This window comes from Streptomyces sp. NPDC089424 (assembly GCF_044749345.1).
Taxonomy (GTDB): Bacteria; Actinomycetota; Actinomycetes; order Streptomycetales; family Streptomycetaceae; genus Streptomyces.
Genome location: NZ_JBIVHU010000012.1, coordinates 1 through 13,909, shown reverse-complemented (window position 1 = coordinate 13,909; position 13,909 = coordinate 1). Strand labels below are relative to the sequence as shown.

Annotated in this window: 11 protein-coding genes; 6 read left to right on the top strand and 5 right to left on the bottom strand. The window is 72.9% G+C overall.

Annotation, left to right across the window (positions count from 1 at the left end):
- Positions 1–348: 348 nt before the first annotated feature.
- A complete protein-coding gene (locus ACIP2X_RS36385; RefSeq protein WP_401682156.1) occupies positions 349–1,104 on the bottom strand; it encodes an SIS domain-containing protein in 756 nt (251 codons plus the stop codon).
- Between the two features lie 255 nt (positions 1,105–1,359).
- On the opposite strand from ACIP2X_RS36385, the gene ACIP2X_RS36380 reads away from it, so the two are divergent.
- Both ACIP2X_RS36380 and ACIP2X_RS36375 read left to right on the top strand, forming a co-directional pair.
- Positions 1,360–2,052 (top strand): metal-dependent transcriptional regulator, encoded by a 693-nt coding sequence (locus ACIP2X_RS36380; RefSeq protein WP_129796318.1) that lies wholly within the window; start codon positions 1,360–1,362, stop codon positions 2,050–2,052.
- Between the two features lie 551 nt (positions 2,053–2,603).
- Positions 2,604–3,515, top strand: a complete 912-nt coding sequence (locus ACIP2X_RS36375) for an alpha/beta fold hydrolase (RefSeq protein ID WP_401682152.1) — start codon at positions 2,604–2,606, stop codon at positions 3,513–3,515.
- A gap of 681 nt (positions 3,516–4,196) precedes the next feature.
- On the opposite strand, the gene ACIP2X_RS36370 is transcribed toward ACIP2X_RS36375, so the two are convergent.
- From ACIP2X_RS36370 to ACIP2X_RS36360, 3 genes are read right to left on the bottom strand one after another with little or no spacing between them, the layout of a single operon-like run.
- Complete coding sequence (locus tag ACIP2X_RS36370) at positions 4,197–5,786, bottom strand: transporter (protein ID WP_401682149.1); 1,590 nt, start codon at positions 5,784–5,786, stop codon at positions 4,197–4,199.
- Positions 5,783–6,574 carry an ABC transporter ATP-binding protein gene (locus ACIP2X_RS36365; protein ID WP_401682147.1) on the bottom strand — a complete coding sequence of 264 codons (792 nt, stop codon included), beginning with the start codon at positions 6,572–6,574 and terminating at the stop codon, positions 5,783–5,785. Before ACIP2X_RS36365 ends, ACIP2X_RS36370 begins: the two co-directional genes overlap by 4 nt.
- A 40-nt stretch (positions 6,575–6,614) precedes the next feature.
- Positions 6,615–7,277: a bifunctional DNA primase/polymerase gene (locus ACIP2X_RS36360; RefSeq protein WP_401682145.1), complete on the bottom strand. Its 663-nt coding sequence runs from the start codon at positions 7,275–7,277 to the stop codon at positions 6,615–6,617.
- A gap of 311 nt (positions 7,278–7,588) precedes the next feature.
- Between ACIP2X_RS36360 and ACIP2X_RS36355 the strand changes: the two genes are divergently transcribed.
- Positions 7,589–8,974, top strand: coding sequence for a transcriptional regulator (locus ACIP2X_RS36355; RefSeq protein ID WP_401682142.1), 1,386 nt, complete (start codon positions 7,589–7,591; stop codon positions 8,972–8,974).
- A gap of 200 nt (positions 8,975–9,174) precedes the next feature.
- Positions 9,175–10,860: a hypothetical protein gene (locus ACIP2X_RS36350; RefSeq protein WP_401682139.1), complete on the top strand. Its 1,686-nt coding sequence runs from the start codon at positions 9,175–9,177 to the stop codon at positions 10,858–10,860.
- 28 nt (positions 10,861–10,888) lie between these two features.
- Here the strand turns inward: ACIP2X_RS36350 and ACIP2X_RS36345 are convergent, their stop codons facing one another.
- On the bottom strand, positions 10,889–12,199 hold the full coding sequence (locus tag ACIP2X_RS36345; protein WP_401682137.1) for an ABC transporter substrate-binding protein: 1,311 nt from the start codon (positions 12,197–12,199) through the stop codon (positions 10,889–10,891).
- Positions 12,200–12,316: 117 nt separating this feature from the next.
- On the opposite strand from ACIP2X_RS36345, the gene ACIP2X_RS36340 reads away from it, so the two are divergent.
- Both ACIP2X_RS36340 and purU read left to right on the top strand, forming a co-directional pair.
- Complete coding sequence (locus ACIP2X_RS36340; protein ID WP_401682134.1) at positions 12,317–12,835, top strand: hypothetical protein; 519 nt, start codon at positions 12,317–12,319, stop codon at positions 12,833–12,835.
- 62 nt (positions 12,836–12,897) lie between these two features.
- Positions 12,898–13,773 (top strand): formyltetrahydrofolate deformylase, encoded by an 876-nt coding sequence (gene purU, locus ACIP2X_RS36335; protein WP_401682131.1) that lies wholly within the window; start codon positions 12,898–12,900, stop codon positions 13,771–13,773.
- Positions 13,774–13,909 lie beyond the last annotated feature (136 nt).

Here is a 13,909-nt window from a genome sequence, read left to right as displayed (position 1 = left end):
CCCGCGAGGATCGAGCGCGGGTCTGGGGCGCGCCTGGCCCGCCGGTGCGTGTGGGGCCCGGGTGATTCCGCCCGGGGGGCCCTATTCGACTACGGACCGCCCGGGGCGGGGCCGTCGGGGTGAGCGGGCCCAGGTGGTTCCGCTCGGGGGAGCCAGGCGCGTTTACGAGCACTGTCCGCCGGGACTGAGCGGGGTCTGGGGTTCGCGCGAGGCCTGCCCCCACTGCGGGGGCTGATTCGCGCGGGCCCGCCCAGGGGTGAGGGGTCTGCTCCGCGCAGGCCCGCCGACCGCGCGGGGCCGGGTGATGCCGCCCGCGGTCAGCGGGGCCGGTGTGAGCGGGTGGCGGGGTCAGTGGCGGTAGAAGATGCGGGCGCCGTATTGCTCCAGGATGCGGCTGTTCCAGTCGTGGCCGCCGTCGACGTTGCCCGAGCGCAGCAGCGGGGGCTCGATGCCTCGGTCGGCGAGGGCGACGGCCGCCGTGGCCATGACCGCCTGGAGGAGGGCGGAGGTCACCACCGTGGAGGCGGGGGCGAAGGGGGCGGGGACGGAGTCGTGGGTGAGTTCCGCGTCGCCGACGGCGATCTTCGAGTCGAGGACGACGTCGCAGTGGTCCTTCAGGTACGTCCCGGAGGAGTGCCGCGACGACGTCTCCGTGGCGTAGGCGACGGAGGTCACGCCGATCACCCGGACGCCCAGCGCGCGGGCGCCCAGCGCCATCTCCACGGGGAGGGCGTTGCGCCCGGACAGGGAGATGATCACCAGGGCGTCGCCCGCGCGCAGCGGTGAGGAGTCCAGCACGGCGGCCGCGAGGCCGTCGACGCGCTCCAGTGCGGAGCCGAGGGTGGCGGGCATGACGTCGACGCCGACGACCCCCGGCACGACGAGCAGGTTCATGAGCGCGAGCCCGCCCGCGCGGTAGACCACGTCCTGCGCGGCGAGCGAGGAGTGCCCGGCGCCGAAGGCGAAGAGCCGGCCCCCGGAGGCGACGGTGTCGGCGAGGAGCGAGCCGGCGGCGGCGACGCTCTCGGCCTCCTCCGCGCGGACGCGCTGCAGCAGACCGATCGCGGCGTCGAGGTACTGGTCGGCCGGCGTGCTGTCGCCCATGTGAGCTCCTTCGCTCCGCTGCTCGCGCTCGCGCACTGTGTCGCGGATCACGGTGCGGTCTGGACCAGTGGGATGTCAATACGGCCGTGCGGGCGGTGTCCGCACGGTGTGTCCGAGGTCACGTATCAGCATGTAACCCCCCGGGTTTCGGCGGCGCGGCACGGTTGTCGGTGGTATCCGGCAGAATTGAAGCCAGGGCCAGCGCACGCGCCGGAGAGCGGTCGAGCCTCCGGCAGAGCTAATCGAGGGGCACGTATGTCCGGACTGATCGACACCACGGAGATGTATCTCCGCACCATCCTCGAGCTGGAGGAGGAAGGTGTGGTCCCCATGCGTGCCCGCATCGCCGAGCGGCTGGACCAGAGCGGGCCGACGGTGAGCCAGACGGTGGCGCGCATGGAGCGCGACGGTCTGGTGTCCGTGGCCAGCGACCGGCACCTGGAGCTGACGGACGAGGGCCGCCGGCTGGCGACCCGCGTGATGCGCAAGCACCGCCTCGCCGAGTGCCTGCTCGTCGACGTGATCGGGCTGGAGTGGGAGCAGGTGCACGCCGAGGCCTGCCGCTGGGAGCACGTGATGAGCGAGGCGGTGGAGCGCCGGGTGCTGGAGCTGCTGCGCCACCCCACCGAGTCGCCGTACGGCAACCCGATCCCGGGCCTGGAGGAGCTGGGCGAGAAGGACGGTGCCGATCCGTTCCTGGACGAGGGCATGGTCTCGCTGGCCGACCTCGACCCGGGCGTGGAGGGCAAGACCGTCGTGGTGCGCCGTATCGGTGAGCCGATTCAGACGGACGCCCAGCTGATGTACACGCTGCGCCGGGCGGGTGTGCAGCCGGGTTCGGTGGTGAGCGTGACCGAGTCGGCGGGCGGTGTCCTGGTGGGCAGCGGCGGCGAGGCGGCCGAACTGGAGTCGGACGTGGCCTCCCACGTCTTCGTGGCCAAGCGCTGAACCTCCGTGGTGGCCGGCGGGTGTCCGCCACCACTCGATCTCGTCGAATCCTGGACTCGGTGTGCCGAATCGCAGCGCCGGGCCGTCCGGCATGCCAGGCTGTCGCCTGAGCGGAGGGTCCTAGGGGGGCGGGGTGGGGATGTGCCGAAGTCGTGTGGAGGGCCCCGGCGCCGTGTGGCGCCGGGGCCTGTCCTCCCCTGTCATGACCCGGAGCCCCGAGCTCCCAGGGTCATCCCCCTCGGACCGTTTTTCCCCGAGCGGTCCGCCTCCCGCTGAAGATCTCCCCTGGCCCGCCGGGATCATTCCTGCAGTGGCGTCACTCAAACGAGGGGTGTTGCCCGCAGAAAGCCCATTCTCGAATGCCCATTCGATAGTCTGCGGGGGCAGAACCGCTCCTGAGGGGCACGCGGTATGACCAGTACGACAAGTTGAGCCGACGGGGCAAGCAGGGGTAGTAGAGCCGTAGGGCGAACAGCGCCGGTCAGTGGCGAACAGCACGGCTAGCACAGGTACGAGCGGGTCCGAGCGGAGCTTGGGGGGTGCCGGCACCAATGGCGCGACGCATCGACGTGACCGGGGCGGGCGGCGTACGACTCGCGGCCTGGGAGTTCGGCGACCCGCTCAAGTCCGGCCCCGGCCCGGCGCAGCTCGACCCCGATCCGGCGCCCGGGCCCGTGGGCGGTGGCACCGATCCGTCCCCCGGCGTGCTGTTACTGCACGGCCTGATGGGCCGCGCCTCGCACTGGGCCTCCACCGCCCGCTGGCTGTCCGGACGACACCGCGCCGTCGCGCTGGACCAGCGCGGCCACGGCCAGAGCCAGAAGCCCCCGCAGGCCGCGTACACCCGTGAGGCGTACGTCGACGACGCCGAGGCCGCCCTGGAGCAGCTCGGCCTCGCCCCCGCCGTCCTGATCGGCCACGCCATGGGAGCGCTCACCGCCTGGCAGCTCGCCGCCAAGCGCCCCGACCTGGTCAGCGGTGTGATCATCTGCGACATGCGGGCCTCCGCCCTCGGCGCCGCCTCGCAGCGCGAGTGGGCCGACTGGTTCGCGTCCTGGCCCGTCCCCTTCGCCACCCTGGCCGACGTCCGCAGGTGGTTCGGCGAGAACGACCCGTGGGTGGAGCGGCCGAATCCGGCCCGTGGCACGTTCTACGCCGAGGTGATGCACGAGTCGCCGGACGGCTGGCGCCCCGTCTTCGACATCGAGCAGATGCTCAAGTCCCGTGAGACCTGGGTGTACGACGCCCACTGGGACGAGCTGGCGCAGGTGCGCTGCCCCGCCCTGGTCGTCCGCGGCCTCGACGGCGAGCTCGGCCGGGCCGAGGCCCAGGAGATGGTGCGCGTCCTGCCCCGCGGGCAGTACGCCGAGGTCGCCGACGCCGGCCACCTCGTCCACTACGACCAGCCGGAGGCGTGGCGCGCGGCGATCGAGCCGTTCCTGGACTCGACCCTCGGCCCCTGACAGGTGCCCGGCGAGCGGTTCGCGTCGGGCTTGGGTCCTCGCCGTGCAGCGCCGCGGTCGGCCTGCCGACGGCCACGGCCGGGGGACGCCCACGCGGTAGGCGTGGCGCCGTCAGTCCTGCGCGCCTGACGGGTGCCCGGCCTTCCGGCGGTGTGGGGGCCGCGCGGATCTGCCGCACGGGTCGGGCTTGGGTCCTCGCCGTGTAGCGCCACGGGCGGCCTGCCGACGGCAATGGCCGGGGGACGGCCGCGAGGCAGGCGTGGCGCTGGCAGTCTTGGGCTCCCGGCGGCGCGCGGGCCACACGGATCTGCTGTAGGGGGCGGGCTTGGGTCCTCGCCGGGCTGCGCCACGGTCGGCCGCCGACGGCCACGGCCGGGGGACGGCCGCGAGGCAGGCGTGGCGCTGGCAGTCTCGGGCTCCCGGCGGCGCGCGGGCCACACGGATCTGCCGTAGGGGTCGGGCTTGGGTCCTCGCCGGGCTGCGCCACGGTCGGCCGCCGACGGCGACGGCCGGGGGACGGCCGCGCGGCAGGCGTGGCGCCGGCAGTCCTGCGCGCCTGACGGGTGCCTGGGCTCCCGGCGGTGTGGGGGCCGCGCGGATCTGCCGCACGGGTCGGGCTTGGGTCCTCGGCGGGCAGCGCCGCGGGCGGCCTGCCGGCGGCGACGGCCGGTCGCGTCGGGCTCAGCCTCTGCTGACCGCTGCCAGGATCTCCGGCAGGCGCCGGGCGGTGCGGGGCGCGGCCAGGCGGAGGCCGAGGGCGGTGAGCCCCGCCCCGTACGCCGCTCCGACGGGCAGCAGCAGCCAGGTCCAGGCGTCGCCGTCCGCGCTGGTGTTGATGAGGACGGTCAGCACGATGACGGGGGCGCACAGCAGGGCCGCGGCCACCATCCCGCCGAAGATCGAGATCCAGGCGAGCCCGACCTGACCCGGGGCGACGTTCTTGTAGCCCTCCTGCGGGATGGAGTACGGGAACCGTGCCGAGGTCCACGCCCCGGTGGCCAGCATCGCGCCGAGCAGCGCGCACGACAGCCCCAGCACCTCCGGCAGCTTGGCCCAGTCACCCAGCAGCGCCGTGGTCAGCACGGTGACGAGAAGGGTGTACGGCAGGGTGATCAGCAGCAGCGCGTAGGCACGCGCGCGGAGTTCGACGAAGGCGTCGCGGGTCGAGGAGATGGTCATCGCGACCATCCAGAACGCGGACGTGTCCTGCCCGAACTGGTTGTACATCTGGATGCCGAGCATGCCCGCCGCGAAGCAGGCGAAGTAGATCGACCCGGTGCCCTGCAACGCGTTGAACACGGGCACGATCAGTCCGATGGCCAGCGAGGTCACCCAGGCAGCCTTGGTCTTCGGGTCGCGCCACACGTAGCGCAGGCTGCGCTCCATGACCGTCCCGGTCCGCCCGCCCGGCAGCAGCCGTGCCGGCCCGCCCGAGGACCGGTCGCGTACGGCGGTGTCGGACATCGCCTGAACCGTCGAGCCGTCCGGTGAGGTCATCAGCCGGTCGAGATGCCGTGCCCACACCGCGATCAGCGCGACCAGGGCCAGCGCGGTCAGGGCCAGTTGGGCGGCGGCCACCGCGTACGCACCGTCGCCGGCCGCGTCCACGGCACCGAACGCCGAGGCGGGCGGTACCCAGCGCAGCACGTCCGCGACCGGTTCGAGCTGCCCGAGGCCCGCCGAACCGAGGCGCTGCGCACCGAAGTTGACGACCTGCGCGCCGACCGCGATGACCAGTCCGCTCAGCACGGCCAGATCGCGTCCCCTGCGGCTGGTCAGCAGCCGGATGTTGGCGGCGGCGACGGCCCGGGCGAGGGCCACGCAGACCAGCAGCGCCAGCACGGTGGCGACGACTCCGACGACGTACGCCGCCGTGCCGCGCGCGACCGCGATCACCGAGCCGACCAGCATGCACACCGTGAACAGCGGGCCGATGCCGACCAGGGAGGCCGCGAGCAGCGCCCGCACCAGCGGCCGGGCCCGCAGCGGCAGCATCACGAGGCGCGTGGGGTCGAGGGTCTCGTCGCCGCCGGGGAAGAACAGCGGCATCACCGCCCAGCCCAGCGCCAGTACGGCGATCAGCAGCACGATCACGGCGTCGGCGTGGTCGTTGCCGCGCAGCAGGACCAGGCCGAGCAGTTGCAGCGCGGCGAAGAGCAGCGTGAGGACCATGGAGGCGACGTAGGCGGCGCGCCGCCCGGCGGACTGCCGCAGGCCGTTGCGCAGCAGCGACAGTTTCAGCTGGACGAGGGTCGCCGTCGTGCCGGTCATCGGGCGCCGCCGCCCAGCCAGTCCAGGTCGGAGACGGCGTCGCGGTCGTGGGCGCCGACGAGTTCGAGGAAGGCCTGCTGCAGCGTGGGGGCGTCGCCGCGGACCTCGGCGAGCGTGCCGTGGGCGCGGATCCGGCCGGCGGCCATCACGGCCACCCAGTCGCACAGCGACTCGACCAGCTCCATCACATGGGAGGAGAAGACGACGGTGGCGCCGGAGGCGGTGTACCGCTCCAGTACGCGCCGGATGGTCTGGGCGGAGACCGGGTCGACGCCCTCGAACGGCTCGTCGAGGAAGAGCACTTCGGGGTTGTGCAGGAGCGCCGCGGCGAGGCCGATCTTCTTGCGCATGCCCGTCGAGTAGTCGACGACCAGCTTGTGCTGCGCGCCGGCGAGGTCCAGGACGTCGAGGAGCTGGGTGGCCCGCTTGTCGACCTCGGCGCCGGGCAGGCCGCGCAGCCTGCCCGTGTACGCCAGCAGCTCACGGCCCGACAGGCGCTCGAACAGCCGCAATCCCTCGGGCAGCACCCCGATACGGGCCTTGACCTCCACCGGGTCCCGCCACACGTCGTGCCCGACGACCTCGACGGAACCCTGATCGGGACGCAGCAGCCCGGTCACCATCGACAACGTGGTCGTCTTCCCGGCGCCGTTCGGCCCGACCAGCCCGATGAACCGCCCGGCGGGCAGCTCCAGATCGATCCCGGAGACGGCGACCTGCTCCCCGAACCGCTTCCAGAGCCCCCGTACGCGTACGGCGGCCGTCCCCACCCCTGCTCCCTGGTCCATGTCAGAACCCTAAGGGGAGCCGGTCTCCTTGGGACCGGGGTCAGCGGTCCCGTCCGCAGGCGTAGGCGAGCGGGGAGATCAACTCCTCGGCGTCCGGCAGCCAGCGGTTGGCGGGGGTGGGGCGGCAGGCCCACTGGACGGCGCCGCGCGAGCCGTACCGGGTGGGCGGCGCGGCGACGAAGCCCCCCTCACCCAGGACCGCGAGGTCCAGCGACCCGAGCGACCAGCCCAGCTTGCGGACCAGGTCGGGGACCTTCACCGACGCGCCCGGCAGCACGAAGAACTGCATCCGCCGGTCCGGGGTCAGCGTCACCGGTCCGAGCGTCAGCTCCATCCGCTCCATACGGGCCAGGGCCAGGAACCCGGCGGTCTCCGGCACGGAGAGCGCGTCGAAGGTACGGCCCGTGGGCAGCAGGATCGACGCGCTCGGCTGCTTCTGCCACATCCGCCGCGCGACCGTCGCGCTGCCGGTCGCCTGCGTCTCCCAGTCCGGCCGGGCCGGGTGCGCCCCCGGCGCACCGCACGCGGCGTCACCGCAGGAGCAGCGCTGCACTCCGCCGACGGCTTCCAGCCAGGTGCCGGGGAACACGTCCCAGTGACGCTCCTCGGCGTAGCGAACGGCGGTCTCCAGCAGCGATTCCCCGCGCTGCTTCGGAATCTGTGCGGCTTCGGTGGCCGGGATCGTCTCTTCCACGCTGAACACAACTCCCAGCCCCACCTCGGGTTACGGCTGGACCGCGCGCGGGGGAGGAGCATCGATTCGGCATCCGGGGCGCATGGGTGCATGTCCGGGGGCGCGCGGGAGGAACCGTGGCGGGAGCTGGGTAGCCAGGTGTGGGGTCGGCAACCGGCCGCACCCCGGCAATCCTCGCATGCCTCGCATTTTCGTCATGTCCGCGGGGCATTGATCTTCACGGCCGGAATTCCCCGCTCCCGCGAGGGCGGGGGGCTCGGGTCCTGGAAGACACGACAACTCGGTGTGCGGGCAGGGACCGCAGCCTCAGGGGGTACGCCATGGCCGCAAGGCCTCTCGTCGCACGGCAGCCGAACGAACGGCTGCAAGCGCTCATCCAGGAAGCGGGTTGCTCGAACGCCGGGCTGGCCCGGCGGGTCAACATGTGCGGCGCCGAGCACGGTCTCGACCTGCGCTACGACAAGACGTCCGTGGCCCGCTGGCTGCGCGGACAGCAGCCGCGGGGCCGTGCGCCGGCGATCATCGCGGAGGCGCTCGGCCGCAAGCTCGGCCGCACGGTCACGATCGACGAGATCGGCATGGCCAACGGCAAGAACCTCGCCTCGGGGGTCGGCCTCCAGTTCTCGCCGACGGTACTGGGCGCCATCGAGCAGGTCTGCGAGCTGTGGCGCAGCGACGTGGGGCGCCGGGACTTCCTGTCCGGTTCGTCCGTCGCGGCCTCCGCGCTGGTCGAGCCGAGCCGCGACTGGCTGATCTCCGCGCCCGACGCGCAGGTGGCGCGCTCGGCGGGCCCGCGCGTCGGCCAGTCGGACGTCGAGGCCGTGCGGGCGATGACGCAGGCGCTGGTCGACCTGGACCACCAGTTCGGCAGCGGACATGTGCGCCCGGTCGTCGTGCACTACCTCAACAGCGTCGTCTCGGGGCTGCTCGCCGGCTCGTACCGGGAGGCCGTGGGGCGGGAACTCTTCGCGTCCGTGGCGCGGTTGACCGAACTCGCCGGGTACATGGCGGTCGACACCGGGCAGCCGGGCCTCGCCCAGCGCTACTACATCCAGGCGCTGCGGCTCGCGCAGGCCGCCGGTGACCGTGGCTACGGCGGTTACGTGCTCGCCGCCTCGATGAGCCACCTGGCCGCGCACCTCGGGAACCCGCGGGAGATCGCCCAGTTGGCGCGGGCCGCGCAGGAGGGGGCACGGGGGCGCGTGACCCCGCGGGCGGAGGCCATGTTCCTCGCCGCCGAGGCACGCGGGCACGCCCTGCTGGGCGACGCCCGCGCCGCCCAGACTGCGGGCGGGCGGGCGGTCACCGCGATGGAGCAGGCGGACGACGCCTCCGGCGACGACCCGGTGTGGATCGCGCACTTCGACGAGGCGTACCTCGCCGACGAACTGGCCCACTGCCACCGCGATCTCGGTCAGGCCGAGGCGGCGGCGCGCTGCGCGCAGGAGTCGCTCGAGGGCCACCCCGAGTCCCGGGCGCGCAGGCGGGCGATCGGCTATGTGCTGCTCGCCACGGCCCAGGTGCAGCAGCGCGAGATCGAGCAGGCCTGCCACACGGGGCTGAAGGCGGTCGAACTGCTGGGGACCCTGCGCTCCAACCGGGGCGCCGAGTACCTGGAGGACTTCCAGCAGCGGCTGGAGCCGTTCCAGGAGGAGTCCGTGGTAAGGGAGTTCGGGGCTCGGCTGGATCTCCAGGCGGCCGCGTGAAAAATGCCTCGCGCGGGCGTGAACGCGCGGAGAACGGGGGCACCGGGAGCCGGAGGTGACATAAGCAGCGTGCCGCGGGCCGGTTTTGTTACGGCGGTCACAGGGCAGGAGGTCAGGTCCCGTGCTGCGTGGCAACCGGCTCGGGGGACCCGGTAGCGTGAGCCGACGATTCCGATGGTCCCCCATTCGTAGGAGTCCCGGTGACGCAGAGTGGACAGGGCGAGGAGCCCTCGGCGCGACCCGCGCGCGAAGGCATCGTGCTGCCCTCCGACGGTGGCGAACCGCTGCTGCCGGGTATGACGGGCGGGCCCGCCGACCGGCCCGCGGGGCCGCGGCACGGCGCCCCTCAGGGCGGCGGGCCCGCGCCCGCCTCGGCGCCGCCCGGCGGCCAGGCCTGGGGCCAGCCGTGGGGTCCCGAACAGCACCAGGCCCCGGCCCCGCCGGCGGGTCAGGACTGGCAGAACCCGCCCGCCGACCCGTGGCAGGCGCAGCAGGCCGCCCCGTGGGCCGCGCAGGACCAGCCGGGCGCGCTCCCGCAGGAGGCGCCGGGCCGGCCGTACGGCAACGAGGCACAGGCGTCCTACGGGGCGTACGGGGCGCAGCCGCCGTCCGGCGGTCACGGCATGCCGCTGCCGCCGGCCGACGACGGGGCGACCCAGTACATACCGCCGGTCGCGGCCGGGCCCGCCGACGAGGGCGCCACTCAGTACATACCGCCGGTGGGCGGCGCTCACCACCCCCTCCCGGGCGGCCCCGGGAACGAGGGCGCGACCCAGTACCTCCCGCCCGTCGCCGGGGGCGCCGACCCGTACCTGCCTCCCATGGCCTCCGCCGACGAGGGCGCCACGCAGTACATCCCGCCGGTCGGGCCCGGAGCCCTGCCGCCCGAGATGCCGTCCGGCGGACCGGCGGACCGGCCCGCGGAGACGACGACGTACCTCGGGCGGGCCCAGGACGGCGGCGGAGGGGCCGGACCGATGCCGTCCGGATCCGACGCCGACGCCACCCAGTACATCCCGCCCGTGCCCGGGCAGGGGGCCTACGGTGACCGGCAGCCGCCCGCCGAGTTCGACAACCTCTTCCGCAGCGGTCCCGGCGGTGACGGCGGCCACGCCGGCGCCACCCAGCACATGCCCCGCTACCAGGAGCCGCCGGGCACCGGACACGCCGCCCCGCAGCCGTCCTACGACACATCCGGCCCGGCGCAGGGCCGGCGGGCCGCCCGGGACTCCCGCGCCGGCGGTGGCCGCACCGGCTCGAAGGTGCCGCTGATCGCGGCCTGCGGCGTCGCCATCGCCGTGGTCGGCATCGGGGCGGGCGCGTTGCTCGCGGGGGGCGGCGGCGACGAGCCGGACGAGAAGCCCGAACCCGTCTCCGCGTCGGCCCCGGCGAGCACCGAGGCCTCCGGCGAGCCGTCCGCCGACCCGGCGAAGGAGCAGGCCGTCGCCCTGGACAAGCTGCTCGCCGACAGCGGTGACAGCCGGGCCACGGTGATCAACGCCGTCGGCCAGGTGAAGACCTGCGGCAACCTCGCCCAGGCCGCCCAGGACCTGCGCGGCGCCGCCGGGCAGCGCAAGAGCCTGGTCACGCAGCTGTCCGGACTCTCCGTCGACAAGCTGCCCGAGCACGCCGCGCTGACCGCCGCGCTCAACAAGGCGTGGAAGGCGTCCGAGTCGGCCGACAACCACTACGCCGCCTGGGCCGACCAGGTCGCCGCGGAGAAGGGCAAGCTCTGCAAGAAGGGGCAGGCCCGCAGCACCGGCCAGACCGCCGCCGGCAACCGGGAGAGCGGCATCGCCACCACGCAGAAGGCCGAGGCGGCCAAGTTGTGGAACGCGATCGCCCGGAACTACGGCCTGACCGAGCGCCAACCCACCCAGCTGTGAGGCGAGCGGGGCGCCGGGAGCCGGGCGGTCAGTTCTGGTTCTCGGCGCCCTGCAGGGTCTTCGTCACGTCGATGGCGCCCTGGCGGTCGTCGGCCACCAGCTGGCCCTTCTTGACGACCTGGAGGGTCACGTCGGTGTTGACCAGACGCGGCAGGCCCACGGACGCCAGGACGTCCTGGAACTGCCAGCGCAGGGTCGGCGTGAGCCCACCCGTGGTCACCTTGAAACCGTCGTCCAGGGTGCGTCGTACGGTGTTGGCGGAGACCTCGCCCTCGCCGAGCGACTTCACGACGGCGTCCAGGACGGTGTAGGCGATCCACGTGGTCTGCACGCCCGCGTCCGCGGGGTCGATCCGGGTGTCGGTGAAGGCCTGTTCGCGGATGACCTTCTTCATCCCGTTCCAGCGCTTGTCGGTCTCCGCCGGGTACCAGCCGGTGATGTACGCCCCCTCGTAGGGGCTCGACGCGCCACCGGTGGCGTCGATGACCGTCTGGTCCACGCTGCCGAGCACGGTGCCCGTGCGCACGTCCGGGTAGGCCTCGCGGTCGCGCCGGAAGGAGTCCATGAAGGTGTTGGTGCGGTCGCCGAGCGCCGGCACCACACAGCCGCGCCGGCCCGGGTCCTCGGTGGCCCGGGTCAGGGCCTGCTGGGACTGCGCGGCGAACTCGGTGGCGTCCTCGGCGGCCCGCAGGTCGGTCACGTCCGAGTGACCGCCCGCCGCGAGGCCCGAGTTGATCAGGTTGGGGAGTTCGTCACCCGCGATGGTGTCGGGCCGTACCAGCGTGACCGGGCCGCAGTTGCTCGCGAGGTGCCTGCCGAGGCCTGCCAGCAGCGCCGGCTGGCCGCCGTTGACCGGGTAGGACAGCGGGCTGGTGAACTCGGCGTTCGTGATGCCGTAGCCACCTATGTACGGTATGCCCGCTCCCTCCAGGATCGGGAAGAACGTGTCGGCGAACTGGCTGTAGGAGCCGACGACCGCGGCGACCTTCTGCTTGACCGCGCGGCGCGCGCACTTCGCGGCGTGCACGCTGTCGTTGCGGTCGTTGCAGATCACGACCTTGAGCTTGCGGCCGTCGATGCCGCCGTTGGCGTTGACGTGGCGGGCGTAGGCCAGCGCCAGGGCGGGCATGCCGGGCTTGTTCGTGGTGTTGGTGTCCTGCGGGGCCCAGGTCATGACGGTGATCTGGTCGTCGCCGGCACCTCCCGGGAGGCCGGGGACGACGCCGCATCCGGCGGCCAGCGAGGCACACACCACCAGGGCGCCCGCCGCGCGCAGGGCTTTGAGGGGCCTGGTGAGGGCGGGGAGGAATGTGCTGCGGGTGCGTCGCCTGCCGGTCATGGTCCCGCACGATTCCGCCACATCACTAACCTCTGAGTGACCCTTGCTCAACGCGAGGTGACGTCCAGGTGAATTGCGGGGTCCGGTGAACGGCGTGTGGCGAGGAACGTACGATCGATGACCGTGCAAGGTGTGCAAGGAGTACAAGGTTCGGTGAACCCTTCCCGTCGCGGGCATCGCTCATCCACGATGGGTGGCATGCCACTGAACGACATGCCGTGGTGGCGCTGGCGCAGCAATGTGCGCTCCGCGCTGCACATGCTTTCCGATCCGGGGTTCCAGCGGGACGTCTGGCTCGCGGGCGTCGAGGGATACGGGGACGTCACCGACGCCGTGTACCGGCTGGTCGAGGACACCTGGCTCGACCACTGGTCCGCGGAGAAGTACGTCGGGACCATATTCCGCGACTCGCAGGAGGCCGCGCTGGTCGACACCGCGGTGCTGCGGGTGCTGCGGATCATGCACCAGGTGGGGCCGGACGCGCCGGTGTCCTCGTACATGGAGCATCCGGCGTGGCCGGAGGCGGTGCGGGCGGCTCGGGACGCGCATGTGCGGATGGCGGTGAGCGACGGGGAGGATCCCGAAGGGGTGCCGCGGACGCTCGAGGTGCTGCGGATCATGACGCGGTCGGCCTAGGGTCGGCCTGGGGTCGGCCTGGGGTTTCTGGCTGCTCAGGTGGGTGTGGGACCCTGTGGTGCATGAATGAGCAGCCCCAGACCGCCGCGGCCGATCAGTACGTCCTCACGCTGTCGTGCCCGGACAAGAAGGGCATCGTGCATGCCGTGTCGAGCTATCTGTTCATGACCGGCTGCAACATCGAGGACAGCCAGCAGTTCGGTGACCATGACACGGGGCTGTTCTTCATGCGGGTCCACTTCTCGGCGGAGGCGCCGGTGACGGTGGAGAAGCTGCGGGCGAGCTTCGCGGCGATCGGTGACTCGTTCCACATGGAGTGGCAGATCAACCGGGCCGACGAGAAGATGCGCATCCTGCTGATGGTCAGCAAGTTCGGGCACTGCCTGAACGATCTGCTGTTCCGGGCGCGGACCGGGGCGCTGCCGGTGGAGATCGCGGGGGTGGTGTCGAACCACACCGACTTCGCCGAGCTGGTGGGTACGTACGGGATTCCCTTCCACCACATTCCGGTGACGAAGGACAGCAAGTCGCAGGCGGAGGCGCGGCTGCTGGAGGTCGTGCGGGAGGCGGGTGTGGAGCTGGTCGTTCTGGCCCGCTACATGCAGGTGCTCTCCGACGACCTGTGCAAGGAGCTGAGCGGGCGGATCATCAACATCCACCACTCGTTCCTGCCGAGCTTCAAGGGCGCCAAGCCGTATCACCAGGCGCATGCGCGGGGTGTGAAGCTGATCGGGGCGACGGCGCACTACGTGACGGCGGATCTGGACGAGGGGCCGATCATCGAGCAGGAGGTCGAGCGGGTGGGGCACGATGTCACCCCGGATCAGCTGGTCGGGATCGGGCGGGACGTGGAGTGCCAGGCGCTGGCGCGGGCCGTGAAGTGGCACGCGGAGCGGCGGATCCTGCTGAACGGGCGTCGGACGGTCGTCTTCGCGTAGGGCTGTCTGTGGGGGTTGCCGGCGCGCGGCGGGTGGTCGTGTCGTCGGGGGCGGGTCGGGGGGTGTCCGTCCTCGGAACGGCGCGAAATCGGTCACTCACCAACTCACCCGTGTTGACGCGCCAACCGCTGCGGGC

Excerpts from the sequence above, each read along its gene's own strand:
- ACIP2X_RS36370 (WP_401682149.1), bottom strand. The coding sequence starts at position 5,786 with ATGACCGGCACGACGGCGACCCTCGTCCAGCTGAAACTGTCGCTGCTG.
- ACIP2X_RS36375 (WP_401682152.1), top strand. The coding sequence starts at position 2,604 with ATGGCGCGACGCATCGACGTGACCGGGGCGGGCGGCGTACGACTCGCG.
- ACIP2X_RS36355 (WP_401682142.1), top strand. The coding sequence starts at position 7,589 with ATGGCCGCAAGGCCTCTCGTCGCACGGCAGCCGAACGAACGGCTGCAA.
- ACIP2X_RS36345 (WP_401682137.1), bottom strand. The coding sequence starts at position 12,199 with ATGACCGGCAGGCGACGCACCCGCAGCACATTCCTCCCCGCCCTCACC.
- ACIP2X_RS36340 (WP_401682134.1), top strand. The coding sequence starts at position 12,317 with ATGACCGTGCAAGGTGTGCAAGGAGTACAAGGTTCGGTGAACCCTTCC.
- ACIP2X_RS36365 (WP_401682147.1), bottom strand. The coding sequence starts at position 6,574 with ATGGACCAGGGAGCAGGGGTGGGGACGGCCGCCGTACGCGTACGGGGG.
- ACIP2X_RS36385 (WP_401682156.1), bottom strand. The coding sequence starts at position 1,104 with ATGGGCGACAGCACGCCGGCCGACCAGTACCTCGACGCCGCGATCGGT.
- purU (WP_401682131.1), top strand. The coding sequence starts at position 12,898 with ATGAATGAGCAGCCCCAGACCGCCGCGGCCGATCAGTACGTCCTCACG.
- ACIP2X_RS36380 (WP_129796318.1), top strand. The coding sequence starts at position 1,360 with ATGTCCGGACTGATCGACACCACGGAGATGTATCTCCGCACCATCCTC.